Origin of the sequence: Haloarcula marismortui ATCC 43049, assembly GCF_000011085.1 — an archaeon.
Classification (GTDB): domain Archaea; phylum Halobacteriota; class Halobacteria; order Halobacteriales; family Haloarculaceae; genus Haloarcula; species Haloarcula marismortui.
On sequence record NC_006395.1, the window covers coordinates 231,828 to 256,957 of the forward strand.

A 25,130-nucleotide genomic window follows, 5' to 3' on the forward strand; every position below is an offset into this window, starting at 1 on the left:
TGTTCTTTGTATGAACCACTCCCGTATCAGGATATACTCTATCAGACTAGCAAACTCAGATAACAGACGCTATCTATCTAGATGCTGTGCCGTTCTCTCTTCGCCAAACAACTCCTCAAGTAGTTTCCGGACAGCTACCCGAAGGTGGTGGCTGAACGTCGGCTGTGATATATCGAGTGTATCAGCGATTTCCTGACCGGTCTTGTCCCGGGGAGATTGATAGAATCCGCTATAAAAGGCTGCAAGCAGGACCTCAAACTGCCGAGGGGTTAGCTGTGCTGTCAGTTCTGAGTAGAATGACTCGCGGGTTTGGACACTACGTTCCCGCTTGTGACGGCTGACGAGTTCGATGTCCGGACATGAACGCCGTAACTCAGCAATGAGTTGGCGAATATCGACAGTCTGTGGAACCTCAATCTGAATCTTCAGCGTCTTCCCATCAGACTGGATCAATTGCGGGGCTCCTCCTTGCTCGGCGACTGTCAGTGCGAGTTGTGTACCCGAGACTGTCGCTTCGAACAAACTCGTATCTTCTGTGTCGGTTAGACACTCTATTCGCTCAATCCGAGGGAGGGTATCCAAGCACGCTTGTAGATCTTCTGAGGGAGCGTCAGTGCTGAAAAACACGATACAGCTGGCATCTCCCTGTGGGACGATCCCCTCGAATGATATCTCTGCATCGACGACGCCCGCGATCCGATGGAGGATATCATCGGATTCGGTTGCTTCCAGTTGAAGCTCGACAGCCCGATCCGCGACGAGCCCTTGCTTCGTCTCAATGCTGTTAATGGCGTATCCAACCGTCTCACTCACTTCCTCGAGTACTGACTGTGTCGGCAGATCGAAAACGTTCGGCGCTTTCGCGTACACAGTCAGGATCCCATATGAGAGCTGCTGATAGCTGAGTGGAATACTGACGACTGATTGGAACCCGCGTTCCAGTAGCCGCCGCTGCCACCCCTTCCCTCTGAGCCCGTCCGCGATGTTGTTGTTCAGCGTCTGCTCGTTCGTCCGGGCTGTCTGGACTGCTGGTGGAGGCGGTGTTTCATTCGAAGGTGTGCGGGATTCTTCGAGAAAGCCACGGTCGGTTCCTGCCCACGTCCGTGGCGTGACACGGTCAGTATCGGATTCGTATTCACCGATCCAGGCAAACGAACAGATGTCGGACGCGACTAACTGGTCACACACTGCCTGCTCTATCTCTGAGCGACTGTCTGCCCTGAGCACTCGCTCGTGAATTTTCTGACTCAACTCTGTCAACCGGTTCATCTGCTCAAGCTGCACCGTCTGTTGCTCCAGATCGCGTTGCCTATCTTCGAGTTCCGTCTCGTAGTTCAGCCTATCGAACGCCGTTCGAATAGTCGCCCCGAGGAGTTCGGTAATTCGACGAGTCTGGGTATCGAACTCGCCGCCGATTGTGTCGCCCGCTCGAAGTACCCCATGGTCACCCAGCGGGACAAAGACGGCTTTTCCATCAGTCGTCGTGCTCTCGCCCGATTCCGAGGCCGAGTTCTCGTCGCAGATTATAGTTTCCTCGGTAAAGAAGGCCGAACTTACGAAGCTATCACCGTCTGCTGGGATAGCTTGGTGTTCCTCGGTCTCCGTCGTCGAAAGCGGGCGAAAAGTGTTCGTCTCGCTGTCGAACGCGTACAGCACAACCTCAGGGAGACCGATGATATCACGGGTCCGCGAGACAACAATTTGCGCGGCTTCCTCCTCTGAAGTCACGCCCAGGAGGTCTGTTGCGGTTTCGTACAGCTGTGTAAAGCCCATCTCAGCCCGCTGTGTCTGTAATTCGTTTCCGATCCACTTGCTTAGCAGGTCCACGAGCGTTACGTCCCAGTCCGAAAACCCGGTCCCGCTCGTCCCGGACCCGTAGAAACAGAGCGTCCCATAGATACTCCCACCCACAGTGAGTGGCGTGCCGAGATACCGATCGACTTTGTCATCCCACATGTGGTCTCGACTATCGTCGCCGCAGTCGGCAGCAACGTCAGTCATCACGACCGTCTCCCCGTCTTTGATAGCTTTCGCGCAGGGGGTTTCCGACAACGGAATCGTTCCGCCTGAAAAAATCGTTTCCTCTGGTGTCTGGAGCACCTCGAAATCGTATTCCATTCCATTTATATGAGAAAGTGTCGCGTACTCGGTTCCAAGCACGCTACGGCCGACTTGCATGAGGTCCGCTATCTGTTCTTGTAGCGCCCCGTCCCGTGCTGTGAACACTTCGGTAATCGTCCGCAGGACTTCCTCCCGCATTTCGAGTTCGGCACGTGTTGCAGTTGAATGGAGCCCATCGGCGACAATCTCAGCAAGCTCTGTCAGTACTGTCTGCTCCGCCTCGTCAAACGCGAAGGGTGTGTCTGCGTATATCGAAATCACGCTCTGTACTGATCCTGTGTACTGGATCGGGAGAACGATCATCGACCGGAACCCGTACTCCGATGCGAGTTCCTGCCATGGCTGGACAGACGAACCAGTCCTGATATCAGACGCCACCTGCTGTTCGCCGGTTTCGATTGCGTGGCCGAACGGTCCGTCATCGAACACTGAGCGGTCATAGCGAGAGAGCATCGCTTCGACGTATTCGAGTGCGTCGCCACCGCCAGCGGTGGGAACGATGTCGCCTGACTCGTTTTTCTCACCGATCCAGGCAAACTGGTAGGCATCCGAACTGGTCAGAATTTCACAGACAGCCGCTTTGATCTCTTCGGCTGTTGACGCCCTCAGCACTTGGCGATTTATCTCCCGGAACAGGGAATTAATCCGAGATAACCGCGCCGTTTCCCGTCGGAATCGGTACGATTCGACTGCGTTCTCGATTCTGTTTGTGAGCACTGCGTACTGCTCCGGCCCACCACCTTTGACGAAGTAGTCGGTGACACCGGCCGAAACCGCTTCACTGGCGAGTTTCTCGCTTCCCTGGCCTGTCAGCAGAATAAATGGGAGGTCACCGTTAGACCGTCGTACCGTCTCTACGAATTCAATCCCGTCAGCTTCGGGCATCTCGTAGTCACTGACGATACAGTCGATCGACTCGGAATCGAAGTAGCTGAGGGCATCATCGACGCTTGCGGCCTCAATTACCTCGATACGGTCGTTCTCGTGTTCCAGCAGTTCTGCCGTGGTCTGCCGGAACTCCCCGTAGTCATCGACTAACAGCACCTTGATTTTCGGGGCTTCCGTCCCACTATCCGTTGGTGCCGGTCCGGTTTCACCGGCCAACTTCCGCATACTATACTACTTACGCGACAGCCCGTATAAACGTTTGACTTGGTTGCAACGCAGCCATTGTTCTGCCTCTGCTAGTCACTGTCTCCCTTGAAAAACTCGGTCCAACCCGAATCAGTAGGTAGTTCATATTCTTACAAGCATACAAACACTACGCTCTCCGAACCAATGGTTCCCGACCCGAGTTATTAGAAATTTATATATTCTAGTAGTGTTGAACTTTGAATATCTTCTCGTCGATATGCTATCGTACAGATATCAAATGTGGTAAGAAACGGTCCGTATTGAGATTAAATCAAACCTGGATTTAGCTCTGTAAATATCGACTACATAATAATATGGGAGAAATACCAGATAAGAATGATAACGCATTTACTAGCATATGTGTGATAATAATTCCATTTGCGAATAATTCTCTTCCCCCACTCACATTCGTCTATGACCAAAGTACACACTGAGGGTGTGTAGACTATCGGAGTTAGGGCTCACGTACACTGTGCGTACACCAGGCGTCAAAAACTATTACTGAACAGGCCGAAACGACTGAACAATGGCTGTTGACTCCGGTTGCAAAGTAGATGCGGTTATCGATAAGTACGGGCTGGCGTCAGCGGACCCCGTCTACGAGTCCCTTGACGATGGCCTGCTCGCACGCTGGACAGGCGCCGATGACCGGACCGAAATGGGGTATCGGTCGTTGACAGTGTGGTTCAACAAACGACTCCTCAAACAGGTGTATACTGAACACGGTCGTGAAGCCCTTGATACCCGTATAGACAGCGACTACGAGACGTTATGTGGCGATGACGACTTACAACGGGACGAACTCATCGAGCGACTGCAAGCTACAGGCATCCCTGGTGCGTCGCTCCATGATGATATGGTGTCGTGGGGGACGATGCGAACACATCTCAACGACTGTCTGGACGGTGAAAAAGAGCCACAGAAGGCGACAACTAACTGGGAGCGTGAGAGCGTGGCAACGGCCAAGACGGTTGTCGAACAGAAGGCCGAAACGGCACTGTCATCGCTCGCGAAGAAAGGCGACATCGACGGCGGTGACACCGCGGAGATTGAGGCCCAGGTACAACTTGGATGTCCAGACTGTCCGACCCGCGTTCCGTTCGCTGTCGCACTTGAGCGTGGGTACGTCTGTAAGCAACACCGGAGCGCGAATCTGTCAGCACACAACTCATGACTTGGAACATCGACATCGAACGAATCGCAGGTATACTTGATGGGTCGGCAACGATAGCGCCGGGAGTAAACGTCGTCCGTGGTTCGAACTGGCAGGGGAAATCGAGCTTCATCGAAGCAATCAAAACGGCCCTTGGCACCTCCACAGAATTGACCGAAGGGGCAGAAAGCGGGACAGTACATCTAGAAACACCGACAGGCGTCTATGACGTGGCGCTCACCCGTGAGAACGGTACTGTCGCCCGACGCGGTGAGCCATACCTCAGCGACGAGTACGACGTGATACGCGCTGAACTGTTCGCGTGTCTGGACGAGCGCAACGAAGTCCGCCGTGCCGTCCGGGCAGGAGAAAATCTTGAGGATGTGCTGTTGCGGCCGCTCGACTTCCAGAATATCGACGCACAGATCGAGACGTTACAGCGAGAGCGCGAACAGATCGAAACAGAACTTACGCAGGCACGCGAGGCGAAAAAGCGGATTCCCAGTGTTCAAGAGAAAGTGACACGGCTAGAAAACGAAATTGAAGATTTGCAGGCCAAACGTGAGACGATCGACAGTGAGGCAGGAAGCGACGACAGTTCGGAGTCGGTCCGCCGTCAGCTCAGCCAAGCACGAACTGAACAGAATCAGGCGCAAAACCGCGTCGAACGACTTGAGCAGAGTATCGAGCGGACGGAACAGCGTCTTTCGGAGCGCCAAGATGATCTTGATGCTCTCGAAATCCCGGAGTACAATGACGTTGCAGACAAACTTTCGGAGGCGAGGGAGTCCCTCTCACAAGTAGAGCGAGACGCCGAGGTACTCCAGTCCGTCTACTCCGCCACCGAAATGGTACTCAGTGAAGACCGACTGGACCTGCTTACCGAGGTGGAGCGTGATATCGACGAGGACACCGTTGCCTGTTGGACATGCGGCAGCGAGACAACACGAGCGGACCTGGCTGACCGGCTGGACGCTCTTGGGAGCGAACTCACGGCGCTTCGCGCCCAGAAGGAGACCTACCGAGATACTGTCGAGGAACTGGAAACACAGCGCGAGGAAATCAGCCAGGCTCGCCAGCGAAAAGCCGATTTAGAAGAAGACATCGCTGAGTTGAAGACGACGCTGGCCGACCGGAAACAAAGCCTCGATGCAGCCAGAAGCAGGCTCGAAAAGGCCCAAGGGGACGTGGAGCGGCTTTCCGATCACGTTGATGCGGCCGTGGCGGAACTTTCGGATGTCGAAAGTGAGATCAAGTACCGCGAGGCCGAACTCGAAGACACCGCCGACGAACTGGCGCAACTCGAAACGAGAGCGGCCCGCGTCGACACGCTCGAAACCGACCTCGAATCCCTTCGTGACGACCTCGCGGAACTCCGGGGCCGAAAAGACCGACTCAAGCGTGAGGCACGGGAAGCGTTCGATACGGCGATGCAGGACATCCTTTCCCGATTTGGGACGGGGTTCGAAACGGCTCGACTCACCGCTGACTTCGATATTGTGGTCGCTCGCGACGGTCAGGAAGCGAGCTTAGATGCCCTCAGCGAGGGGGAACTCGAACTTATTGGCTTTGTGGCAGCGCTGGCCGGCCGCCAGTCGTTTGATGTTGGCGACGCTGTCCCGCTCTTGCTCGTTGACGGCCTTGGCGGTCTTGACGATGACAATCTGCACACCCTTATTGAGTACCTACAGCAAGGAACGGAGTATCTGGTGTTCACTGCGTACCCGGAATACACTGCGTTTGACGGACGCGAGATCGACCCGACCCGGTGGACTGTTGCGAACGAAAAACAGGCCTCGGCTGACTAGTCTCTCTTAAGTCGGAGTGTCCGCACCACCGACGCTGATGCCTTGCTTGACTGCATACCCTGTTGTTCAAGAACGGAATATACTCTCTAAGAGTATTTTCAATTTTAGGATAATTATACAAAAATACTATCAGTGGTAGGGTTGTTCAACAATCAGATGGCGACCATTCGGGTAAAAGATTGGACGAAAAATAAATTGAGGCGAATACGGAACGCGGAGTCACACTCGTCGTACGATTCGGTCATCAAAACACTGCTAAAAGACCGCAAACTCGCAAAGTACACCGACGACGCCTCCAATACAGCGACGAGCGAGTCCGGACAGCCACAGGACGCCGACATCGACAAGGCGTTCGACGATCTGACTGTGCTGGCGGAACTAACCGGGAGCCACGACGACGTGTTATTCCTGTGGTGTCCGAACTGCGGGAACGAACTCGTCCATCTCACGGTTGAGCAACCGCTTGGCCTCTCCGTGTTTGAGATGGAGTGTCAGCGATGTCTTACCCATCTCGACAGTCACGCCATCGTCGCTATTGAACTGCGGTATCCCATCGAACAGAAGATGATCGAGGGACAGCTTCAGACGGACCTCAAATCCTGCGTGATAGACTACTGGGACCGGACACTGGAGGCGGTGGCTGACGGGACGCTCGAAGCAGACACCTCCGCCGCCAGTCTCGTGTGGCAGTTCGACCAGTACTACAAGCAGTTTACCTGGGACTGGCCGACTGACGTTCCGGCTGTCAGCGTTGTCCCCGGCGTCACGTATCGCAATACCGTGACTGACGAGCGAATCGAAGCCGTCGAAGCTGTCACCGAGAACCGGAACGCGATGGATTCGTACAAAGTCAGACGGTACACTGTAGACGGCGATGTCCTCTCGGATCGGATAGACAGTAGCACGATTGTCGACTGGGTTGTCAACCGTGAACTGGTCATCACTGAGCAGTCCGTGGAAACGACCAAACCGGCGACGTAAGGGACCTTGGTGCCGCGTACTTTATTTTATCGCTGGTGTATGTGGCGTTCCTCTCAAAACGCCCCGTGGTTTGCTGGATGCTGATCTGAGTGGGGGTATATTTTCGCCTCGAAGTACCCCTCCCTCGCAGTCCTAAATCTAAAGATTGGACAATATTCTGAATATTATGGTCTGTACGGTCGGCAATGAGTGCGAAAAATATCTTGTCTTGGTTATTGGGCCGCTTATAATATGGAATAACCTTAGGTAATATATAAGGTATATCGAGGCTACTGAAGACACTCATGACGTTTGTCGACAACAGTTATACGACATCAGTGACCTCTTTTCTAGCATGATTAGGCTGGTTGGATGCATGCGTTTCACTAGTTGCATCTCCGTGCATATCCAGAGTTGCAAGCGAGGGAGTGACCTGTGAGCAAAGCGACGCACCCTCACACGCTCAAACTCCCGCGTGAGGAACACGGATTGGCGACCTCGAAGGCAGCGACCAGACGGATACAGGGAATCCTTCCGGTGTTTCTGGAGAACAAGATCACGGAGGCGGAGGCCAATGGACTGGTCGTGCCGCTTGATGGCAGCATCGAATCGACGGTTGCGGCGGCGCTAGCTGTCGACGGTATCGGGGCCGACTACGTGACCGGACTGGTGATGCCGGTACAGCTAAGCGATGAAGGGCCTGCCCGGACGGCTGAAACCGTCGCGTCGCTGCTGGATATCGACTGTCACCGGCTCAACCTGCAGCCGGTACTGACGGCGTTCCAGCGGGTCGTCGGTGAAACCGGTGAGCCGACCGACGACCTCGTGGCGATGCAAAACGCCGGCGAACGCTTCCGGATGGCGTGTAAGTACTACGTCGCAAACACCAGAAACGAACTCGTCGTTGGGACGGTCTCCCGGACTGACCGACTGCTGGGTTCCGTTGCGAAACACGGCGAGAACGGCGTGGACCTGTCGCTGTTTGGCGACCTCTATCGAACTGAGATCGAGGCCCTTGCTGATGCGCTCGCGGTTCCATCGAACCTACTCGACCAGTCTTCACGTTTAATGGAGCACACTGGTGCAACTGATGCGGCGGAGCTGGGCATCGACCAGCGAGACCTCGACAGCATCCTCCACTTCGCGATTGATAGGGGCTGCTCCGCGTCGACAGTGGCCGACAAAGTCGGTGTTGGCGAATCTGTCGTCGAGCGAACGATTCAGTGGTGTGCCAGTACGCGCCACAAGCGACACACGCCACCAAAGCCCTCGATGGATAACTGATACTCTCGGCTGTCTGTCTGTGGCGTCTTTCGCCACCCAGGGGTCGCAAATCTCTCACAATATGGACGGCCAACAGTATGAGCCACACCGTGGTATTTCTGTGAGCAAAGCAGTTAACAGCTATACTCCGCGATTCTCACATCCATGCAGGCCGACCCCAAGGAGATAATCGATATCGGCGACAGGCTACTGTCGGAGTATCCTGAACTGTTTACTGAGCAGTACGAGACAAACACTCGTCTCGTTCAGCGACTTGCCAGCGTGGATTCGTTTCGTACACAAACCCGACTCACCAGATACATCACCCGCAAAAAACGGACACGGAACGGCTCGCAAAGCTGAGGTCACTACGAAGCACACGCGCCACACGGAGCGCCACACGTCTGTGGCCGGATTGTCTGCACTCGGCGTCCATCCCGATATGAGGACCTTCTTTATGTAGAGACCGTCTTGCAGGACGTATGTTACTCACTGGGACTGTCGTTTCGGATTCTGAGACCGTCCTGCAGGACGGAGCGGTCGTCGTTTCCGGGGACCGTATCGAGGCCGTGGGTTCCCGGGCCGAACTCGAATCGCAGTACGCTGACCACGAACACCAGTCATACGACGTGCTGTTGCCGGGGCTCGTCGGTGGCCACATCCATTCCGTACAGAGTCTCGGCCGCGGCATCGCCGACGATACGGAACTACTCGATTGGCTGTTCGACTACATTCTGCCGATGGAAGCCTCCCTCACGGCCGAGGAGATGGAAGTCGCGGCGAAACTGGGCTATCTGGAGATGATCGAAAGCGGGACCACGACCTGCATTGACCACCTGTCGGTCGCTCACGCGGACCGCGCCTTTGAAGCGGCGGGTGAGATCGGCATCCGCGGCGTGCTCGGGAAGGTGCTGATGGACCAGCGCTCGCCCGACGGCCTGCTAGAGGACACACAGGCCGCACTGGACGAATCTGAGCGACTGATTCAGCAGTATCACGGTGCCTATAACGACCGGATCCGGTACGCTGTCACACCCCGTTTTGCCGTCTCGTGTAGCGAGGCCTGTCTCCGTGGGGTGCGCGAACTCGTGGACAAATACGACGGTGTCCGCATCCACACCCACGCCAGTGAGAACCAGAGCGAAATCGAGACGGTGAAAGAAGACACTGGGATGCGAAACATCCACTGGCTTGACGAGGTGGGACTCACCGGGGAGGACGTTGTTCTTGCGCACTGTGTCTGGACCGACGAGAGCGAGCGCGAAGTCCTCGCAGAGACGGGGACTCACGTCACGCACTGCCCGTCCTCGAATATGAAACTCGCAAGTGGTATCGCACCGATCTGGGACTACCGTGACCGCGGTATCAACGTCGCAATCGGCAACGACGGACCGCCCTGTAACAACACCCTCGACGCCTTTACCGAGATGCGACAGGCAAGCCTCCTGCAGAAGGTTGACCAGCTAGACCCGACGGTGACACCGGCAGCCGAAATCTTCGAGATGGCGACGCGAAACGGTGCGAAAGCCGCCGGCTTCGAGGAACTCGGTGCAATCCGGGAGGGATGGCGCGCTGACATTGTCGGCCTCGATACGGACCTCACGCGGGCAACGCCGCTGCACGACGTACTCTCCCATCTGGTGTTTGCGGCCCACGGCGACGATGTCCGCTTCACGATGGTCGACGGGAACGTCCTCATGGAACAGGGTGAGGTAACCACTATCGACGCCGACGCCGTCCGCTCTCAGGCCTCGACGATGGGCCTTGAGATGGACCTCGAAGACGCACGCAAGTCCGCACAGGAACAGAAGCCCTGACGCGGGCCTGTTGGCTCTCGTCCGAATGTCAGCCGAGCCGCGTCCGCAACTGAGACCCGAGCCAGTCGCTCGTGACGACCAGCGCAAACACGGCAAGGATGGCGGTCGAGAGTTTTCCGTACTGCAACCGCTGAATGGTGATGACGAGATAGTATCCGACGCCACCCGCACCCACGAACCCGAGGATGGCGGCCGACCGAATGGTACACTCCCAGCGGTACAGCGTGTACGAGGCGATTGTGGGCGTCACCTGCGGAACCATCCCGTGACAGACCGCCTGCAGGCGAGTCGCACCACTTCCGGCAACCGCCTCGGTCGTCATCGGGTCCGTGTCTTCAAGGAAGTCGGCGTACAGTTTTCCCAGGACACCGGCGTTGTGAACTGCCAGCGCGAGAACGCCCGCAAACGGGCCGAGGCCGATAGCGGTAACGAACAGGAATCCCCAGACGATGCCGGGGACGGAGCGCAGAAAGCTGAGCACGGTTCGGCTGGCGTGATAGAGACCGCGTCCGACGGCAATACGGCCGGCTGAAGCGTTTCTGTATAGCGGGCCACGATGGGTGACGGTGGCGGCACTGGTCAGACCGAGTGGGACGGCGAGCGCGACAGCGAGTGTGGTTCCGACAACGCTGATAGCCAGGGTTTCGACGATAGCCCACAGCAGGCCATCCCGAAGGCTTCGTCCCAGCAGGTATTCACGGCCAGTCTCCGGTGGGAAGCCCTCGGCAACGAACGCGCCCATCTGCTCACGAGCACCGGCGGCGAACAGGGCCATCGGATCCACTTCGGCGATCCACGCCGCAGTCGCTAGAATGACACAGCCGCCGAGGAGTGTCGTGAGCTGGCCTTTCGAGAGTCCGGTCGCAGCGTGCTGGGCGGCATCTGGACCGCTATATTTTTCAGACATACCACGGAACCGGGATATCGCTCTCTTTCTCTGTTCCCGTTCGTTCGGCGTCGGTACCCGGCGTGGATGCTCCCGCCGCAAAGAGGGCATCCAGTTGGTCGTCGGTCACCGCCCGTGCGGGCGTATCAAACCTGACTCGGCCATCCGCCATGCCGACAATCCGGTCGAAGTGCTCCAGTGCCAGGTCGACCTCGTGAAGGACGGTGACCAGCAGTTCCCCGTCGAGGGCGGCGTCGAGAACGTCGATAACGTTCCGACGGGAGCTGGGGTCGAGGTTCGCTGTCGGTTCGTCGGCCAACACGACCTCGGCATCCTGCATGAGGGCCCGTGCGAAGGCGACCCGCTGGCGTTCGCCGGCACTCAACGATTTCACGGGGACATCAGCACGGCCAACTAGCCCGACAGCATCGAGTCGTTCGAGGGCTGGCTCTGGATGCTGGGGCAGCAGTGGCTCGATGAAGCCACGGAGCCAGGACAGGGCTCCGAGGCGTCCAGTGAGGACGTTCGACAGTGCTGTCCGCCGGTCCACGAGCGTCTCCCCCTGATACGCAAGCGTCGCGGTCGAACCCGTACTGCTGCTCCCGTCGAAGCGAACTGTTCCAACATCAGGCTGCAACGCGCCGGCTGCCAGCCTGAGAAGCGTGGTTTTGCCGGCTCCCGACGGGCCGATGACGGCGACCCGTTCACCGGCTTCCAGTTTGAGCGAGACATCCCGTACCGCAACTTTCCCGCCGAATCGCTTGGTGACACTATCGAAAACGAGCCCCTGGCCTGATTGTTTGCCCTCTGGCCGCGCTGTGTACTTGCTCTTCACCCGTCGCCTCCCCGTTCGATGCCAGCCATCTCGACGGCCGTTTCCAGCGAGGTGAACGCGTCGTGGCTCACCCCGACGTACTGGTCGACAGCCTGCTGGTCGAGAATGTCCGTTCGCCCTTTCGAATCGAGGGTCGTGAACGCCGTCTGCACAGCGTCCGCTGTCGTTGCCTCTAGCGACGGGGCAACGGCCCACGGGTAATCAGGGAAACCGGGGGTCCGCCAGAGCTCTTGTACCCCATCAACAGCGTCCTCTGCGAGTAGTCTGGCGTAGATGCGGGCGTTCAGGGCCCCGACGACACCGCTCGTCCGGCCGACTGTCGCTGCCGTTGCGTCGTGGGCACCGACGTGTGTGACCTGTGCGAACGCGTCGGTGTGTAGGCTGTACTCTGTCCGAAGGTGGTACGTCGGCATCACGGTTCCACTGGTCGAGAGCGGGTCGCCAAACACCAGTTCGGTCTCGCTTGCAGTCTCGACTACGTCTGCCATTCCTGTCAGGTCACTATCTGACGGGGCGATGAACACGGAGTGCCACTCTGTCTGTCCATTCCGTGACCCGACGGCGACTGGCTTTGCGCCTGCTCGATGATGCGCCAGAATGTACGATACACCACCGTAATAGGCAATATCGACCTGGCCCGCGACCATCGCCTGTACCATCCCGGCATAGTCAGCCGCTGTGCGTAGCTCGGTCTCGACGTCAAGTTCGGTCGCCAGATACGCCGCGAGTTCGGTGTTCTGTTCGATGGCGGTATCCGGGTCCACGTCGGGCACGATACCGACCGTCAGCGTCGGCGTTGCTGTCCCTCCGAGACAGCCTGACAGTGAGAGCGCTGCCGCTGTTCCCAGGAATTCACGCCTCGTGGGTCGCATTACGCTGTGATGCGAGTCGCCGGGCTTGAAAGTTGTGTGCGCCACATCCCGGCTGTGTGGCCCACGACAGCAGTGCGCGTCTGTCGGCCTCAGTCGTTCGTTGCGATGGCTTCGATTTCGACGCCGACACCCTTTGGCAGATTTGCGACCTCAACTGCGCTCCGGGCCGGCGGCGCTTCGTCGAAGAAGCCGGCATACGTGTCGTTCATGTCCTCAAAGTCGTCGATGTCATCAAGATAGACGGTCACCTTCAATACGTCACTCATCTCCAGCCCCTCAGATGCCAGCACCGCTTCGACGTTCGATAGCGCCTGTTCCGCCTGTGTCGCTATCGGTTTGTCGTCCAGCAGGTCGCCGTCGGGCGTCATCGGAATCTGGCCCGCGGTGAACACGAGCGAACCGTTTGTCGTTGCCTGACTGTACGCCCCGACTGCATCGGGTGCATCGGCCGTGCTGATAGTCCGTTTCATCAGCCGAGTGTTCCACCATCAGTGTCTTAAATTTACAGGCTGTCGCGGCGGTCGGTGAACTCGGCGAGGTCAGCATCGGTATCGATATCCCAGTGGACGCCGGGGTCCGAAACCTCGATGAACGCTGTCTTCTCGGTGGTCTCGATGATATCTCGACCGCCGCGGTCGCCGGAGACAGAGGCGAGCGAATCGAAATGGCAGTTGTCGAAAAGCACCGGATTACCCCGTCTCCCCTCGTGCTCGGGAACAACAACGGTTGCCGTTCCTGTACGGTACGCTTCGAGAAGCTCCTCGATGGTTTCGACGCGTACAAACGGCATATCGCCCAGCAAGAACAGGGCGGCGTCCCAGCCGGCCGAACGGGCAAACTCGACTCCATGTCGAACCGACGCACTCTGGCCGGTCGCGTACTCGTCGTTATGCTGAACTGAGAGCGAGAGGCCATCCAGCGCAGCAGCGACGGCCACTTTTTCGTGGCCGAGGACGGCGACAGCGTCCGACAGCGATGACTTGCAGGCGGTTTCGGTCACCTGTCGGACGACTGCTTTCCCATCGATAGTCGCCAGCAGTTTGTTACCCGACTCGTATCGAGAACTCCGCCCAGCAGCGAGGATGACACCGCCGACTCTGGTCCGATGTTGACCGCTCATACTACCCCTCGTCTCGCAACACTACCGGCTGTGCCCTCGCAGTCAGTCATCGCTGCTTCTCCTCTTGCACATCCGATCTTGAGACCTCTTCACAGATATCCGACGCGAACGATGTGATGACGCCCCGAGAACACCGCTCTGTCTGTGAAAGCGCGTGGGTGAGCACGTCAGTAGCGATACGCCGCTGTGGTTCGGTATCCGCTTTGTTGACTAGCGGTATCACAGACGCCTCGGCTGGCGCGTTTCGGAGGCCACCGTTGGGATGTGTGAGCACTGTCCCGACAGCCGCCGCAGTAATCGTGTCGCCCACACGAAGGCCGGTGATATCCGCGACCCGCTCCGGTCGATGGACCACGTCCGTCGTCAGCGCTTCACCGACGGCGGCGACTGAGGCGACCGGGACGACGTGGGTCGCTGTACTCGGGACGACTGGCTCTCCGTCGCTAGGCGCTTTGAACTCCCGCTTGCGTGCCCCGTCAGCCTTGACGAGAAGCCAGTCGAAGAGTCCGGCATCGGATAGCTGCTCCATCACACTCGCCTCGAATCCGCGAACCTTCCGGTTGACTCGCGCCGGATCGGCTACCTCCTCGCGAGCGACAGCAATCGGCGGGTCGCGCGTCTTGAGGTCGGTACGCCACCCGTCCGGGTCGGTGAGCGTCAGAGGCAGGTTGGGCGGGGGCGGCATCGCCGTCGTTGTCGTGTAGCCTACGTCGTATCCCTCGTCGGTCCCCTCAACGGTCAGTTTTCCCATCGCGGATTTCTTTCCGCCGGCCCCGACAAAGGCGACAGCGGCGCTGGAACCCAGGCCCAGCGCAGCAGCCAGATCCATACGCTCGCTCCGCGCAAGACACACAAATAGCTTACCGGCGCAACCACGTGTGGCGGCGATAGCGTTTTTGTGATCTAATGGCACACGTACCGGTATGGCCCGCGTAGACGTTCGTGGTGAAATCTGCCCCCGGCCAGCGCTCATTGTCCGGCAGGCGCTTTCGGACCTCGATACCGGCGAGACGCTCGTCGTTCGAGGTGATTACCCGCCGGCCGAAGAGAACCTCCGGCGGATGTGTACGACGCACGGCATCGACGTGACGACCGCGGAGACTGCTGGCGAGTCCGACGAGTTCGAACTGGAACTTCGGGTGACCGAGATGGCGTCGCTATCGGAGGCCTGAGTGTGGGACCCGACGCGGCGACTGACGATGACGACGAGACGACGCGCCTGACGGAGTACACGGAACTCCACGGCTGTTCCTGCAAAGTTGGCCAGAGCGACCTCGATTCGCTGCTCGCCGATGCCGGCCTCACCGGTGAGAGCGACGCGTTGCTGTTCGGCATTGGCGAGGACGCCGCTGCGCGGAAACTTACCGACGACCTCGCGCTGGTCTCGACGGTGGATTTCTTCACACCCATCGTCGACGACCCGTACGACTTCGGCCGTATCGCCGCCTGCAACGCCGCTAGCGATGCCTTCGCTACGGGTGCGGTCGAGAATGTCGACTGCTTGGTCGTCCTCGGACTCCCACGAGCACTAACCGAGAGCGCAGCGCCAATTCTCGCCGGCATGGCTGACGCACTGGACGCGATGGATGGCGTCATCGCCGGCGGTCACACCATTATGAGTCCGTGGCCCTTCGCCGGCGGGGCCATCTCGGCAACGGGGCGTCCCGACGCCCTCCTCACCTCGCAGGGAGCCAGTCCCGGCGACCGGCTCTACCTGACCAAACCGCTCGGGACACAGCCAGCTATGGGGGCGACCCGCGTGACTGACGAGCAGTTCGTCGAGACGGTCACCGACGCCACTGACCGGCCGCTCGACACCATTGCTTCGGAGGCTATTGCGTGGATGACCACACCGAACCGGGACGCAACAGTCGCGTGCCGCGAATACGCGACAGCCGCGACTGATATTACCGGCTTCGGCCTCGTCGGGCAGAGCCGCGTGGTGGCCGCCCGCTCGAACGTCGGTATCGAACTGACACATCTCCCGGTCATCACGGGAACGCCTGCCCTCTCGACGCTTTTCGGATACGGGCTGACTGCGGGCGAGAGCGCGGAGACCAGCGGGGGACTGTTCGTCTCCGTCCCGCCGACTGCGACTGACGCCGTCGAAACGGCGTTCGACGACGCCGGCGTGTTCTACCGTGCTGTCGGACGTGTTACGGCCGGACGCGGTGTCTCACTTTCGGACCCGACTATCGAAGAAGTCAGCCGCTAACGTCGATTAAGAGCCTTCTACCGCAACCGGAGCACTGCCTCTAGCACGCCACCGCCGAGACACAGTGCTTTGTCGGAGATTTTCGTTGGGTCGACAGACTCGCCACGAGGGTCGACATCGCCGAGTTTGGTGCCCTCGCTGACACTGAGGCCGCCGTGAACTAGGCCGCGAACCAGTCCATCTATCTCGGTTTCGACCGGCCGGTCGCCGACGGTGCCGACCACGTCGCCGGCTGTGACACTATCGCCGATGGCGACCGTCGGGGTCCACTCACCGTCTGTCGGGGCGCGAAGCACCCGCTCGTGAGTGTAGCCACGGCGTTCGCCGGGCTCGCCGTCGTATTCGCTTGCCGTCCCGTCGTAGAACACACGGCCGAGTTCGTGCCCGCGGTCCGTTTCGACGACTGCGTCTACGTCCTCTCCGGCCTCGAAACCGGGCCCCATCCCGACCACCACGTCGGCGTCTTCCCGGCGCGTACCGGTGTCGAACGCCCCTTTCGCCATAATCGCGTCGACAAGGACCGCCGCGTCGAGGTCGTCAGCGACAGTCGCCTCGGGGTCGACGAGTACCGGCACGACATCGTCGGCGAGCAGTTCGAGTGCCTCGTCGATGTCCGCTGCTGCACGGCCAGTGACTCCTTCGACTTCCACCTCGTCTTCGTACAGCGCCGCGCCGAAGGCGACCGCCCGCCGGACGACTGTCGGTTGGTCGACTTCGGTGACGATGACCGGAAAGCCGGCCTGCTGAAGCCGATAGACGACGCCGCTGCCGAGGTCGCCGCCACCGCGGACGACGACGAGGTCGTCGAGATTCAGGCGCGTCGCCCGCGCACCGGTGGCGTCGTGGCGGTCCATGGTGACCTCGGCGAGAACCGAGAGCGCGACGGCGGCCGGCCCGCTCCCGCCGAGGTCGAGTCCCACCGGTGTCTGGACCCGGCTGAGGTCCCGACGGGCGTACCCGGACTCGGCGAGCGAATCGAGCACGTGGTTGGCCTTTGTCTCGCTTGCGACGAGGCCAACGTAGCCAGCCTCGCCGTCCAGCGCTGCGGCGACGGCAGCCTGATCGAACGTCCCGCTCCGCGTCGCGACGGCCACGGCTGTCTCTGTCCCCATCGGCAGGTCACCGAGCGCCTCTCCGTATTCGCCGTGAATCACGTCCGTCTCGTCGGGGAACTGCGTCGGGTCGGCGTACGCCTCGCGGTCGTCGACCACGGTGACGGCGTAGCCCAGTCGCTCCGCCAGTGGGGCCAGTTCGACGCTGATGTGGCCGCCGCCGGCGATGTAGAGCTGTGCCTGTCCGCGAACATGGTCGATGAACACGTCCATCTCGCCGCCACAGACCATGCCCGTGTTGCCGCCGCGTTCGAGTTCGTACGTCCGGATACCAGGGTCGTCGGCTCCCGAAAGCACTGACCGGGCGTCCTGTACGGCGAGATGCTCGACCGTGCCGCCACCGATGGTTCCGTACTCTTCGTCAGCGGTGACGATCATCTTGTCCCCCACGTCCCGCGGTGCGCTGCCGTCCTTGCGGACGATAGTCAGGAGCGCCGCCGGCTTTCCTTGCGCTGCCAGTTCATCAAGCTGTTCGAACAGGCTCATACGAAGCTCTTGACCTCCTGTTCGACCAGGCGTTCGACTACGGCGTCGTAGGATATCCGGTCGATGTCCGGCGGCAGCGAGACACCACGCACGGCCACGTCTCTCGCGACCGCTGAAACTGGTGCGTCGATATCCGGTGTGAGGTAGACGCCGTCCTGAATCAGGACGACGTGCGCCTCGGGGTCCCCGGCGGCAGTACGCAGTCCGATTTCTGCCATCGGCTTGTCGATGAGATATAGCATTGTCAGAAGTCCAGTGTCCGGTCGGCGTCACGGATTCGGGCGGTGACGCGGTCGTCCGACCAGACGGCCACGTCGTCGGCGATTTCGCTCTCGTCGACACCGCGCTCGGCCATTGCCGCGCCGTCCGCGACCATCTGTCCGTCCTGTTCCGCCAGGTCGACGACGTGCCCGCTCATGTTGAGCGCCTCGCGGTCGACAGCATCTCGAGCGCCGTACACGCCGTCCTGCGTGAATATCACAGTCACGTCGTGCATATCGAAGCCAGCCGCGACGCCACGGGCGGCGCGCAGCCCCTCCGGGACGTGGACTCGGCCGTACGGTGCACGGGTGAGCAATACCACGACCTCTCGTTTCATAGCGAAACCACCCGGTCGGCCTCGCCGATGATGTCCGCCAGGTCAGGGAGTAGCCCAACTTCGACGCCCTCGGGGTAGTCGGCGGGTGCGTCGATTCCGCGTGCGTCGACACAGAGCCCACAGCAGATGACTTCCGCCCCGTCCGCGATAAGCTCCTGAAACTTCTCGGTCGGCATTTCGTCGTACAGTCCGCTGTCCGAACAGCCGGGTAGGGTCTGGTCCGCGACGGGGACGAGCGCGCCGTCGAGGTAGTGGAAGTAGCTCACCTCGTGGCCCTGATCCAGCGCCGCTCGCCCCAGCTCGTAGGCGGTGCGCCACCGCTCGCTGTCGAAGGGACCCCCTGTCAGCAGAAAGCCGATGTACGCCATACTGTCGGAATTTCGGTGAACCGGTCTTAATAGTTTGCCTGACACACGAGGAAGGTCTCTGGGTGTGGCACTTTTCAGCAAAATACCGACCGTTCGGTAACTTATTTTCCGGCACCGGACTGGTCGTCCAGTGCCGCCATTAGGTCCTCCGCAGTGAACGGCAACTCGGTCAGCCGAACGCCGACGGCGTCGCGGATGGCGTTTGAGAGCGCCGGCGGCACGCCGTTCGTCGGGAGTTCCGCGATAGACTTCGCGCCGAATGGACCGGTCGGTTCGTGTGTTTCGACCAGAATCGTCTCCATTTCAGGGTGGTCCGTCGTTCGCGGCATCCCGTACTGGCGGAAGCCGAGCACGTCTGGATTCCCGTCCTCATCGAAGGTCAGGTCGCCGCTCGTGGCGTATTCGAGGCTCATGTGCTCGCCGCCCTCTATCTGGCCTTCGACCAGCGCGGGATTTATTGCGACGCCACAGTCGGCCGCAAACACTAGCTTGTTGAGTTCGTACTCGCCAGTTTCCGTATCGACAGTCACGTCGACGAACTGCGCGCCGTAGGGGGGCGGGCTCTCGTCAGTCGAATGGTTCCCGTCCCCGAGGATGTGTTCGCGCTCGTCATCGCCGTATGTCGCTTCATAGCCGATTTCTTCCAGCGACACGCGCTTCCCGGTCCGCTCGCTGTATACGCCGCCGTCGCCGGTGTCGAGCACGTCCGGCGGCTCCTCGAGCAGTTTCGCCCCCCACTCCAGCAACCGCTCTTTGGCGTCCTCGGCGGCGTTCTTTACCGCGCGGCCGCTGATGTATGTCGTTGAAGAGGCGTACGCGCCATAGTCGAACGGCGTCAGGTCGGTATCGGCGGCGATGACGACGACATCCTCGGGGGTGCAACCCAGCACCTCGGCGGCAATCTGGGAGAACATCGTGTCCGCGCCGGTCCCGGTGTCGACGCCGCCGACCTGCAGGTGGAAGCTCCCGTCCTCGTTCATCTGTACCTGCGCTGCGCCGAGTTCCTTCCCCGCGACACCGCTCCCTTGGGCGATGAGCGCCATTCCGACCCCGCGCTTGCGGTGGTCTTCGTCGGGCTGTTCGAGGTCGTCGTAGCCGATGGCTTCCTTCCCGCGGTCGACGCACTCGCGGATGCCACACGAGCGAATCTCCCGGGTGAAGCGGTCACCGTCTTTCAGGATTGCGACGCTCCGGTCGAGGTCGCCCTCCCGGACCGCGTTCTGCAGGCGGAACTCGATGGGGTCGAAGTCGAGGCGACGGGCTACCTCGTCTATGTGCGCTTCGACGGCGAAATGCCCCTGCGGCGCGCCGTAGCCCCGCATGGCTGCCCCCATGGGGAGGTTCGTGTGTACTACATCCCCTGAAAAGCGGACGTTCGAGACCCGGGGATAGAGTGGCAGTGGCTTCGTTCCGACGTTGTTCGCGACGGTCATGCCGTGGGTGCCGTAGGCTCCCGAGTTCGACAGCGTGTAGAGGTCCATCGCCTCGATGTCGCCGTCGTCAGTCACTGCGGTCTGCATCTGCATCTGCATCGGATGCCGAAAGCGAAGCGCGGTGAACTCCTCCTGACGACTCATTTCCAGTTTGACTGGCCGGTCGGCCGCCAGATGCAATGCGAACGTTATCGGCTCGATTGCCATCTCCTGTTTTGACCCGAATCCAGCGCCGATACGCGGTTTCTTCACCCGCACGTCACGGATGGGCACGTCGAACAGGTGCGCTATCTGGCGACGGGTGTGAAAGGGAACCTGCGTTGCCGTAATGAACACGTGCCGGTCGTCCTCGTCCGTGTAGGCGATGGTCGTGTGCGGCTCGGGGACGCAGTGGGACTGGTACGGCGTTTCCCACTCCGTCTCGATGACGTGCCGCTCGTCGTCGTTGCTGGCCCGCTCAAACGCCGAATTCACGTCACCGAGTTCGCCCTCGAAGTGCGATTCGAGGTTCCGGTTGTAGTCCGCGCCCGACTGCTTGTTTTCTACGTCATCAGCCTCGAACAGTTGTGGCGCGTCCTCGTCAAGGGCTTCTTCGGGGTCGAATACGGCATCCAGCTCCCGGTACTCGATTTCGACTTTCCGGGCGGCTCGGTCTGCTGTCTCCGGGTCATCGGCTGCGACAGCAGCGACCGGGTCGCCGACGAAACGGACGTGCTCGCGCAACACTTTCAGGTCCCACGGGCTCGGCTCGGGGTATGACTGGCCCGAACTGGAGTACAGCTTGTCCGGGACCACGTCGTCGAACGGCGTGATGACGGCGTCGACCCCGTCCATCGCCTCGGCGGCGCTCGTGTCGACCGACTCGACGTAGCCGTGGGCGATGTCGCTGCGAACGACCTTGCCGTGGGCGAGGTCGGGGAACCGGTCGCGGTAGTCCGCCGTGTAGCGGGCTTGCCCGGTGACGATTTTCCGTGCGTCGTCTTTCTCCTCGTCCACGGTAATGGCGTCGCGCTCCGATTCGGGCTTCCGGTCGGGTTCGCGTGCCGCCCCCGTCTCTGACTCCCTGTCGGCTTCGGCTGGGTCCGATTCCGTCCTCTCTGTCCCTTCGGGTTGCTTGCTCGTCTCCCGTACCCGGTCTGAATCGCTCACTGATCGCCCTCCATGCAATCGCAGTCGCCGAGTGAACACTCGGTCACCGTGGCGGCCCCGCCGTCGCCATCCATTGCCTGCCCACCATCGGCGGCGACGGCTGTGTCGCTGTCCATCCGCTCGGCGGCGTCTAGCACCGCTTCGACGATTTTCTTGTAGCCAGTACACCGACAGAGGTTGTCCGACAGGGCTTCCCGGACCTCCTGTTCGGTCGGGTTCGGGTTCGTCTCCAGCAGCGCCGTCGAGCGCATGATCATCCCCGGGATACAGAAGCCACACTGTAGCGCAGTATTGTCGACGAATGCCTGTTGCACCGGATGCAGGTCGTCCTGTTCGCCCAGGCCTTCGATTGTCTCGACGGATGTGTCCCGTACTTTCGTCACCGGCTCGACGCAGGATTTCACCGGTTCGCCGTCGACGTGGACCGTACAGAAGCCGCACGCGCCGGTGTCACACCCCCGTTTCGATCCGGTGTACCCGTTCCGCCGAAGGACATCGAGAAGCGAATCGGACTTCGATGCTTCGACAGTCCGTTCCACACCGTTAATTTCTAGTTCGATTTCCATATGACTCATCAGCTCGCTGGCTATGTCAGCAACGTGACGAACAGAGCGGTAAATAGCTATCGCGGATTTGCGATATGCCACGCCGACACACCGGTTCTGTTGGCGTGACTGTCACCGCGATCGGAGCTAGGCTTTGCGCTCGTCCAGTTTTGCCTTGATTTTCTCGGCGGAAATGGGCATTTCCCGGATACGGACGCCGACGGCGTCCCGGACGGCGTTGGACAGCGCCGGCGGGACTGTGTTTGTCGGGACCTCCGCAACCGATTTCGCGCCAAACGGACCGGTCGGCTCGTGGGTCTCGACCAGAATCGATTCGATCGGCGGCGTCTCGGCCGCCGACGGCAGTCCGTACTCGTCGAAGTCAGCTATCTCCGCCCGTCCCTCGTCATCGAGCGTGATACCCTCGCTGACGGCCATCTCGTAGCTCATGTGGTTTGCGCCTTCGATTTGGCCCTCGGCCATCCCGGGGTTGATGGCGACGCCGCAGTCGACCGCGACGACCAGTTTGTGCACCTCGAACTCGCCGGTTGTCTCATCGACGGTCACGTCGGCGAACTGGGCGGCGAAGGGCGGGGGGCTCTCCTCGGTGCAGTGGGTCCCCTTCCCCAGGATGTGTTCCCGCTCGTCGTCGCCGTAGGCGGCCTCGTAGCCAATGTCTTCGAGTGTGACCGAATTGCCGCTCCTCTCGCTGTACACCGTTCCGTCGCCGGTTTCCAGAACATCGACTGGCTCCTCAAGCAGTTTCGCCCCCCAGTCGAGAATCCTTTCTTTGGCGTCCTCGGCGGCCTTCTTGACGGCCATCCCACTGATGTACGTCGTCGAGGAGGCGTACGCGCCGTAGTCGAACGGCGTCACGTCTGTATCGGACGATTTGACGATAATATCGTCCTCGTCACAGCCCAGTACTTCTGCGGCAATCTGGAGGAACGCTGTGTCAGCGCCCGTCCCGATGTCGACGCCGCCGACCTGCAGGTGGAAGCTCCCGTCCTCGTTCATCATTATCTGAGCGGCCCCGAGCTCGTCGCCGGCGACGCCGGTCCCCTGCGCCGACAGCGCCATCCCGATGCCGCGATGCAGATGGTCCGCGTCGGGCTGTTCGAGGTCGTCGTAGCCGATAGCGTCTTTTCCGCGCTCGATACACTCGTCGAGGCCACACGAGCGGATACGGCGGTTCGCTCCCTCTCCGCCCATCATCCCTGCGATCTCGTCGAGGTCGCCGACTTCCATGTGGTGTCGCCGCCGGAATTCGATGGGGTCGAGACCGAGGTCGCGAGCAACCTCGTCGAGATGGCCTTCCAAGGCAAGCGTGCCCTGTGGTGCGCCGTAGCCACGCATTGCGCCGGTCTGTGGCGTGTTCGTGTGGACAATATCGGCCTCGAACCGGGCGTTCGGGACCTTCGAGTACAGCGGCATCGGCTTGCTTCCGACGTTGCCCGCGACGGTCATCCCGTGGCTGCCGTACGCGCCGGTGTTCGACAGGGCGTAGATGTCGATAGCTTCGATATCGCCGTCGTCGGTCACGGCCGTCTTCGCTTTGACTTTCATTGGGTGCCGGGAGCGCATCGCGTAGAACTCCTCCTCGCGACTGGCCTCGTACAGGACCGGGCGGTCGGTGGCGAGCGATAGCGCCAGCGGAATCGGTTCGACGACCATCGCCTGTTTCCCGCCGAACCCGCCGCCGACCCGCGGCTTCGTCACCCGGATGTCACGGATCGGGATGTCGAATAGGTGGGCGAGCTGTCTCCGGGTGTGGTTTGGCACCTGCGTACTGGTGATGAGGACGTGGCGGTCGTCTTCGTCTGTGTACGCCAACGAGGTGTGTTTCTCGACGTTCGCGTGGGACTGGCGGATCGTCTCCCACTCGGTTTCGTGGACGTGGGTGTCGTCGTCGAGCGCCCCGTCCACGTCGCCCAGTTCGCCCCCGATGTGAGCCATTCGGTTGCGGTCGTAGTCGTGGCCGACGATCTCGTTTTCGACCTCGCCGTCCTCGAACAACTGTGGCGCGTCTTCGTTGAAGGCGTCCTCCGGATCGGTGACGTAGTCGTACTCCTCGTACGACACCTCGATAGCCTCGACGGCGGCAGTCGCGGTCGCCCGGTCTTCTGCCGCGACAGCGGCAATCGGGTCGCCGATGTAACGGACGTGCTCGTTCAGCACGCGCATGTCCCATGGGCTCGGCTCGGGGTAGGACTGTCCAGCACTGGTGTATTTGGCGTCCGGCACTGTGTCGGATTTGGGTGTCAAGACCGCCTCGACACCGTCCATCGCCTCGGCCGCACTCGTGTCGATGCCAGTCACGCGGCCGTGTGGAATTTCGCTTCGGACGACCGCTGCGTACGCGAGGTCGGGATACCGCTCCTCGTAGTCGGCGGTGTACTTCGCCTGTCCAGTGACGAGCTTTCGGTCGTCGTACTTCTCTGTCCGGTGGGAGACGCTGTCGCGCTCGCCGGGGGCCTTATGATTGTTCTCGGGTTCGTCCCATTCGAGTGGGTGCTCCTCGAACCGTTCGTCTTCGACAGTCTCTGACTGTGAGGCCGTTCCGCCGTCGGCCTTGGCTGTCTCGTCGTCGTTACTCATCGCAGCCACCTCCACAGCAACTGGTCGACTCGTCTCTATGCTGTGCCACAGTGACCGGGTGGCCGCCGTCTGCGGCGACAGACTGTTCCCCCTGCATTCGCTGTGCTGCGTCCAGCACGGCTTCGACCGGTTTCTGATAGCCAGTGCAGCGACAGACGTTGTCGTCTAAGGCCTCCCGAACCTCCCGCTCGGTTGGGTCGGGATTCGAATCCAGCAGCGCGACCGCCTCGATCACCATGCCCGGAATACAGAATCCGCACTGGACGGCGAAGTTGTCAACGAACGCCTGCTGGACCGGGTGCAGGTCGGCCTGTGTCCCGAGCGCCGCGACGGTCTGTATCTCACTCCCGTCGGCGTCTGTCGCCTCCATCCCGCAGGCCATTCGCACGTCCCCATCGACGAATACCTTCGATGCACCGCAGGTCCCGCCGTCGCAGCCACATTTTACGTCGATGTAGCCGCGCTGTCTCAAAACCGTCGCCAGGTCGTCCCCTGACCCGGCTTCGACTATCGTCCGCTCGCCGTTGATTGTGAGTTCAATATCCACAGAGTACCCTCCAGTTTTCGGCATGCATTACGGATACACGCCTGTTAGTGAACAGGTGTGCAACACCATCTCATATATGTATGGTTCACAGGTGTTTGATCGCAGTGTTG

Annotated in this window: 23 protein-coding genes; 8 read left to right on the top strand and 15 right to left on the bottom strand. The window is 60.4% G+C overall.

All coding sequences use genetic code 11. From position 1 onward, the window contains the following. Window positions 1–69 precede the first annotated feature (69 nt). Window positions 70–3,234 carry a GAF domain-containing protein gene (locus tag RR_RS03260; protein ID WP_011222647.1) on the bottom strand — a complete coding sequence of 1,055 codons (3,165 nt, stop codon included), beginning with the start codon at window positions 3,232–3,234 and terminating at the stop codon, window positions 70–72. A 547-nt stretch (window positions 3,235–3,781) separates the two neighbouring features. On the opposite strand from RR_RS03260, the gene rdfA reads away from it, so the two are divergent. The 6 genes from rdfA to RR_RS03290 all read left to right on the top strand — a co-directional run bounded on the left by rdfA (window position 3,782) and on the right by RR_RS03290 (window position 10,256). Continuing rightward, entirely contained in the window at window positions 3,782–4,429 is a 648-nt protein-coding gene (rdfA, locus tag RR_RS03265) for a rod-determining factor RdfA (RefSeq protein WP_011222648.1), read from the top strand. Beyond that, the gene (locus RR_RS03270) at window positions 4,426–6,216 is read left to right on the top strand and encodes an archaea-specific SMC-related protein (protein ID WP_011222649.1); all 1,791 of its coding nucleotides are present in this window, start codon (window positions 4,426–4,428) and stop codon (window positions 6,214–6,216) included. Before rdfA ends, RR_RS03270 begins: the two co-directional genes overlap by 4 nt. 156 nt (window positions 6,217–6,372) lie before the next feature. Further along, window positions 6,373–7,197 (top strand): hypothetical protein, encoded by an 825-nt coding sequence (locus RR_RS03275; RefSeq protein ID WP_011222650.1) that lies wholly within the window; start codon window positions 6,373–6,375, stop codon window positions 7,195–7,197. A 414-nt stretch (window positions 7,198–7,611) separates the two neighbouring features. Continuing rightward, a complete protein-coding gene (nadE, locus tag RR_RS03280; RefSeq protein WP_049938562.1) occupies window positions 7,612–8,460 on the top strand; it encodes an NAD(+) synthase in 849 nt (282 codons plus the stop codon). Between the two features lie 144 nt (window positions 8,461–8,604). Then, window positions 8,605–8,802, top strand: a complete 198-nt coding sequence (locus tag RR_RS23070; RefSeq protein ID WP_004965512.1) for a 30S ribosomal protein S17e — start codon at window positions 8,605–8,607, stop codon at window positions 8,800–8,802. Window positions 8,803–8,921: 119 nt separating this feature from the next. Further along, window positions 8,922–10,256, top strand: a complete 1,335-nt coding sequence (locus tag RR_RS03290; protein ID WP_011222652.1) for a 5'-deoxyadenosine deaminase — start codon at window positions 8,922–8,924, stop codon at window positions 10,254–10,256. Between the two features lie 28 nt (window positions 10,257–10,284). On the opposite strand, the gene phnE is transcribed toward RR_RS03290, so the two are convergent. The 6 genes from phnE to yqeC all read right to left on the bottom strand — a co-directional run bounded on the left by phnE (window position 10,285) and on the right by yqeC (window position 14,798). Continuing rightward, window positions 10,285–11,163 (bottom strand): phosphonate ABC transporter, permease protein PhnE, encoded by an 879-nt coding sequence (phnE, locus tag RR_RS03295; RefSeq protein ID WP_011222653.1) that lies wholly within the window; start codon window positions 11,161–11,163, stop codon window positions 10,285–10,287. Beyond that, complete coding sequence (locus RR_RS03300) at window positions 11,156–11,977, bottom strand: phosphonate ABC transporter ATP-binding protein (RefSeq protein WP_049938565.1); 822 nt, start codon at window positions 11,975–11,977, stop codon at window positions 11,156–11,158. Before RR_RS03300 ends, phnE begins: the two co-directional genes overlap by 8 nt. Beyond that, a complete protein-coding gene (phnD, locus tag RR_RS03305; protein ID WP_011222655.1) occupies window positions 11,974–12,849 on the bottom strand; it encodes a phosphate/phosphite/phosphonate ABC transporter substrate-binding protein in 876 nt (291 codons plus the stop codon). The genes RR_RS03300 and phnD overlap by 4 nt, the downstream gene beginning before the upstream one ends. 89 nt (window positions 12,850–12,938) lie before the next feature. Further along, window positions 12,939–13,319, bottom strand: coding sequence for a Rid family detoxifying hydrolase (locus RR_RS03310; protein WP_004965502.1), 381 nt, complete (start codon window positions 13,317–13,319; stop codon window positions 12,939–12,941). A 32-nt stretch (window positions 13,320–13,351) separates the two neighbouring features. Continuing rightward, window positions 13,352–13,969: a nucleotidyltransferase family protein gene (locus RR_RS03315; protein ID WP_011222656.1), complete on the bottom strand. Its 618-nt coding sequence runs from the start codon at window positions 13,967–13,969 to the stop codon at window positions 13,352–13,354. A gap of 46 nt (window positions 13,970–14,015) precedes the next feature. After that, entirely contained in the window at window positions 14,016–14,798 is a 783-nt protein-coding gene (yqeC, locus tag RR_RS03320; protein WP_011222657.1) for a selenium cofactor biosynthesis protein YqeC, read from the bottom strand. Between the two features lie 94 nt (window positions 14,799–14,892). Between yqeC and RR_RS03325 the strand changes: the two genes are divergently transcribed. Continuing rightward, on the top strand, window positions 14,893–15,141 hold the full coding sequence (locus RR_RS03325; RefSeq protein WP_011222658.1) for a sulfurtransferase TusA family protein: 249 nt from the start codon (window positions 14,893–14,895) through the stop codon (window positions 15,139–15,141). A gap of 2 nt (window positions 15,142–15,143) precedes the next feature. Beyond that, window positions 15,144–16,184, top strand: a complete 1,041-nt coding sequence (gene selD, locus RR_RS03330; protein WP_004965496.1) for a selenide, water dikinase SelD — start codon at window positions 15,144–15,146, stop codon at window positions 16,182–16,184. A gap of 17 nt (window positions 16,185–16,201) precedes the next feature. Here the strand turns inward: selD and yqeB are convergent, their stop codons facing one another. The 8 genes from yqeB to RR_RS03370 all read right to left on the bottom strand — a co-directional run bounded on the left by yqeB (window position 16,202) and on the right by RR_RS03370 (window position 25,044). Next, complete coding sequence (gene yqeB, locus RR_RS03335) at window positions 16,202–17,782, bottom strand: selenium-dependent molybdenum cofactor biosynthesis protein YqeB (protein WP_011222660.1); 1,581 nt, start codon at window positions 17,780–17,782, stop codon at window positions 16,202–16,204. After that, the gene (locus RR_RS03340; RefSeq protein WP_004965490.1) at window positions 17,779–18,024 is read right to left on the bottom strand and encodes a hypothetical protein; all 246 of its coding nucleotides are present in this window, start codon (window positions 18,022–18,024) and stop codon (window positions 17,779–17,781) included. The genes yqeB and RR_RS03340 overlap by 4 nt, the downstream gene beginning before the upstream one ends. Before the next feature lie 2 nt (window positions 18,025–18,026). Continuing rightward, window positions 18,027–18,380, bottom strand: a complete 354-nt coding sequence (locus RR_RS03345) for a DsrE family protein (protein ID WP_004965489.1) — start codon at window positions 18,378–18,380, stop codon at window positions 18,027–18,029. Continuing rightward, entirely contained in the window at window positions 18,377–18,748 is a 372-nt protein-coding gene (locus tag RR_RS03350) for a DsrE/DsrF/TusD sulfur relay family protein (RefSeq protein ID WP_011222661.1), read from the bottom strand. Before RR_RS03350 ends, RR_RS03345 begins: the two co-directional genes overlap by 4 nt. Before the next feature lie 101 nt (window positions 18,749–18,849). Next, the gene (locus RR_RS03355) at window positions 18,850–21,330 is read right to left on the bottom strand and encodes a xanthine dehydrogenase family protein molybdopterin-binding subunit (RefSeq protein WP_049938568.1); all 2,481 of its coding nucleotides are present in this window, start codon (window positions 21,328–21,330) and stop codon (window positions 18,850–18,852) included. Next, window positions 21,327–21,896: a (2Fe-2S)-binding protein gene (locus tag RR_RS03360; protein WP_004965483.1), complete on the bottom strand. Its 570-nt coding sequence runs from the start codon at window positions 21,894–21,896 to the stop codon at window positions 21,327–21,329. Before RR_RS03360 ends, RR_RS03355 begins: the two co-directional genes overlap by 4 nt. Before the next feature lie 126 nt (window positions 21,897–22,022). Further along, on the bottom strand, window positions 22,023–24,473 hold the full coding sequence (locus tag RR_RS03365; protein ID WP_011222664.1) for a xanthine dehydrogenase family protein molybdopterin-binding subunit: 2,451 nt from the start codon (window positions 24,471–24,473) through the stop codon (window positions 22,023–22,025). Beyond that, window positions 24,466–25,044: a (2Fe-2S)-binding protein gene (locus RR_RS03370; protein WP_004965479.1), complete on the bottom strand. Its 579-nt coding sequence runs from the start codon at window positions 25,042–25,044 to the stop codon at window positions 24,466–24,468. The genes RR_RS03365 and RR_RS03370 overlap by 8 nt, the downstream gene beginning before the upstream one ends. Window positions 25,045–25,130 lie beyond the last annotated feature (86 nt).

Excerpts from the sequence above, each read along its gene's own strand:
- RR_RS03345 (WP_004965489.1), bottom strand. The coding sequence starts at position 18,380 with ATGAAACGAGAGGTCGTGGTATTGCTCACCCGTGCACCGTACGGCCGA.
- RR_RS03360 (WP_004965483.1), bottom strand. The coding sequence starts at position 21,896 with ATGGAAATCGAACTAGAAATTAACGGTGTGGAACGGACTGTCGAAGCA.
- phnE (WP_011222653.1), bottom strand. The coding sequence starts at position 11,163 with ATGTCTGAAAAATATAGCGGTCCAGATGCCGCCCAGCACGCTGCGACC.
- yqeC (WP_011222657.1), bottom strand. The coding sequence starts at position 14,798 with ATGGATCTGGCTGCTGCGCTGGGCCTGGGTTCCAGCGCCGCTGTCGCC.
- RR_RS03275 (WP_011222650.1), top strand. The coding sequence starts at position 6,373 with ATGGCGACCATTCGGGTAAAAGATTGGACGAAAAATAAATTGAGGCGA.
- RR_RS03270 (WP_011222649.1), top strand. The coding sequence starts at position 4,426 with ATGACTTGGAACATCGACATCGAACGAATCGCAGGTATACTTGATGGG.
- RR_RS03290 (WP_011222652.1), top strand. The coding sequence starts at position 8,922 with ATGTTACTCACTGGGACTGTCGTTTCGGATTCTGAGACCGTCCTGCAG.
- RR_RS03260 (WP_011222647.1), bottom strand. The coding sequence starts at position 3,234 with ATGCGGAAGTTGGCCGGTGAAACCGGACCGGCACCAACGGATAGTGGG.
- RR_RS03340 (WP_004965490.1), bottom strand. The coding sequence starts at position 18,024 with ATGCTATATCTCATCGACAAGCCGATGGCAGAAATCGGACTGCGTACT.
- yqeB (WP_011222660.1), bottom strand. The coding sequence starts at position 17,782 with ATGAGCCTGTTCGAACAGCTTGATGAACTGGCAGCGCAAGGAAAGCCG.
- RR_RS23070 (WP_004965512.1), top strand. The coding sequence starts at position 8,605 with ATGCAGGCCGACCCCAAGGAGATAATCGATATCGGCGACAGGCTACTG.
- RR_RS03350 (WP_011222661.1), bottom strand. The coding sequence starts at position 18,748 with ATGGCGTACATCGGCTTTCTGCTGACAGGGGGTCCCTTCGACAGCGAG.
- rdfA (WP_011222648.1), top strand. The coding sequence starts at position 3,782 with ATGGCTGTTGACTCCGGTTGCAAAGTAGATGCGGTTATCGATAAGTAC.
- RR_RS03325 (WP_011222658.1), top strand. The coding sequence starts at position 14,893 with ATGGCCCGCGTAGACGTTCGTGGTGAAATCTGCCCCCGGCCAGCGCTC.
- RR_RS03315 (WP_011222656.1), bottom strand. The coding sequence starts at position 13,969 with ATGAGCGGTCAACATCGGACCAGAGTCGGCGGTGTCATCCTCGCTGCT.
- RR_RS03310 (WP_004965502.1), bottom strand. The coding sequence starts at position 13,319 with ATGAAACGGACTATCAGCACGGCCGATGCACCCGATGCAGTCGGGGCG.
- RR_RS03370 (WP_004965479.1), bottom strand. The coding sequence starts at position 25,044 with ATGCCGAAAACTGGAGGGTACTCTGTGGATATTGAACTCACAATCAAC.
- RR_RS03365 (WP_011222664.1), bottom strand. The coding sequence starts at position 24,473 with ATGAGTAACGACGACGAGACAGCCAAGGCCGACGGCGGAACGGCCTCA.
- phnD (WP_011222655.1), bottom strand. The coding sequence starts at position 12,849 with ATGCGACCCACGAGGCGTGAATTCCTGGGAACAGCGGCAGCGCTCTCA.